The 1,978-nt window shown below is 71.2% G+C and carries 1 protein-coding gene and 1 pseudogene; both read right to left on the minus strand.

All coding sequences use genetic code 11. From position 1 onward, the window contains the following. Positions 1-80: 80 nt before the first annotated feature. Positions 81-647: pseudogene (locus tag H5J29_RS30630) on the minus strand (YceI family protein). Between the two features lie 85 nt (positions 648-732). Next, on the minus strand, positions 733-1,896 hold the full coding sequence (locus H5J29_RS30635; protein ID WP_181784429.1) for an acyl-CoA dehydrogenase family protein: 1,164 nt from the start codon (positions 1,894-1,896) through the stop codon (positions 733-735). Between the last annotated feature and the right edge of the window lie 82 nt (positions 1,897-1,978).

Here is a 1,978-nt window from a genome sequence, read left to right on the forward strand (position 1 = left end):
CGGTGCCTTCGCCGAGGACGGCGCCGCCGCGCTGCTGGGCTGGTGGGCCACCCGGCGGTGACCCGCCCGGCCCGGGGCGATCAGGCGGCCTTGATCGCCGAGATCTCGAACTCGAGCGTGATCTTCTCGCTGACCAGCACGCCGCCGGTCTCCAGCGCCGCGTTCCAGGTGATGCCGTAGTCCTTGCGGTTGATCACCACGGAGCCCTCGAAACCCACGCGCTGGTTGCCGAAGGGGTCGGTGGCCGCGCCCTCGAACTAGAAGGGGACGGTCACCGCGTTGGTGACGCCCTTGATCGTGAGGTCGCCGGTCAGCTCCAGGCTGGTCGGCCCGGTCTGCTCGACGCGCGTCGAGACGAAGGTGACCTGCGGGTACTCCTCGAGGGCGAGGAAGTCGTTGCTGCGCAGGTGACCGTCGCGCTGCTCGTTGCGGGTGTCGATGCTGGCGCCCTGGATGGTCAGCGAGGCGGAGGAGGCGCCGAGGTCGGCGCCGTCGACGCGGACACTGCCCGCGAACTCGTTGAACTGCCCGCGGACCTTCGTGACCATCGCGTGCCGGGCCACGAAGCCGATGCGGGAGTGGGTGGGGTCGAGCTCGTAGGTGCCGGTCAGCTCGGCGAGGGAGGCGGGGGTGGTCGAGGTGGTCATGGCGGCGCTCCTGGAGTAGTTGAACTCTCACGTACTCCCGGCCCAACCTTGCATGAGCCTTCAAGTATTCCGCCGGTGACGCGGGTCATAGCCTCGTCGTCGCCTCACGGACCAGCCCGCCGCCGACGATGAGCCGCTGGATCTCGCTGGTGCCCTCGTAGAGCCGGAGCAGCCGGACGTCGCGATAGATGCGCTCGACCGGGATCTCGCGCATGTACCCGGCACCGCCGTGCACCTGCACGGCCAGGTCGGCGACCTTCCCGGCCATCTCGGTGCAGAACAGCTTGGTGGCCGAGGGGGCGATCCGGCGGTCCTCGCCGGAGACGTAGGCGCGTGCGGTCTCGCGGACCATGGCGCGGCCGGCGAGGACGCCGGCCTGCATGTCCGCGAGCATGGCCTGGACCAGCTGGAAGTTCCCGATCGGCTCGCCGCCCTGGGTGTTCTGCACGGCGTAGGCGACGGACTCGTCGAGCGCCCGCTGCGCGGCCCCGACGGCGAGGGCGGCGATGTGGACCCGGCCGCGGGCGAGCGAGGTCATCGCCGCCGTGTAGCCGGCGGCCTCCTGCCCGCCGATCAGGGCGTCGGCGGGCACCCTGACCTGGTCGAACGTGACCTCGGAGGTCCAGGCGCCCTCCTGGCCCATCTTCCGGTCCTTGGGGCCGACCGTGAGCCCGGGCGTGCCCGCGGGCACGAGGAAGACCGCGATGCCGGGGTCCTTGGGACGGGGGTCAGCCGTGCGGGCGAAGACGACGAACAGGTGGGCGAGGGGCGCGTTGGTGATGTACTGCTTGTGCCCGTCGATCACCCAGTCGCCGCCGTCGCGGCGGGCGCGGGTGCGCAGTCCGGCGGGGTTGGAGCCCGCGCCGGGCTCGGTCAGCGCGAACGACGCCACGACCTCGCCGGAGGCGATCCGTTCGAGCCAGGTCTTCTTCTGGTCGTCGGTGCCGAAGCCGACGAGGACCTGCCCGGCGATGCCGTTGTTGGTGCCGAACATCGAGCGCAGCGCGAGGCTGGTGTAGCCGAACTCCAGGGCGAGCTCGACGTCCTGGGTCAGGTCGAGCCCGAGGCCGCCCCACTCCGCGGGGATCGCGTACCCGAACAGGCCCATGTCCGCGGCGGCCCGGCGCAGGTCGTCCGGGATCCGGTCGTCGCTCATGATCTCGTTCTCGCGCGGCACGACGTCCCTGCGGACGAAGTCCCGCACCTGGCGGTGGATGAGCGCGAAGTCCTCGTCTGACACCTCTGGCATGGCTCCCAGGGTGCGCGACTTCGCGGCGCAAGTCCAAGACCGGTTCAGCTCAGGTGGCGGGGAGGTCCTCGCCGTCGGTGCG

It is taken from the genome of Pseudonocardia pini, assembly GCF_013870575.1.
Classification (GTDB): Bacteria; Actinomycetota; Actinomycetes; order Mycobacteriales; family Pseudonocardiaceae; genus Pseudonocardia; species Pseudonocardia pini.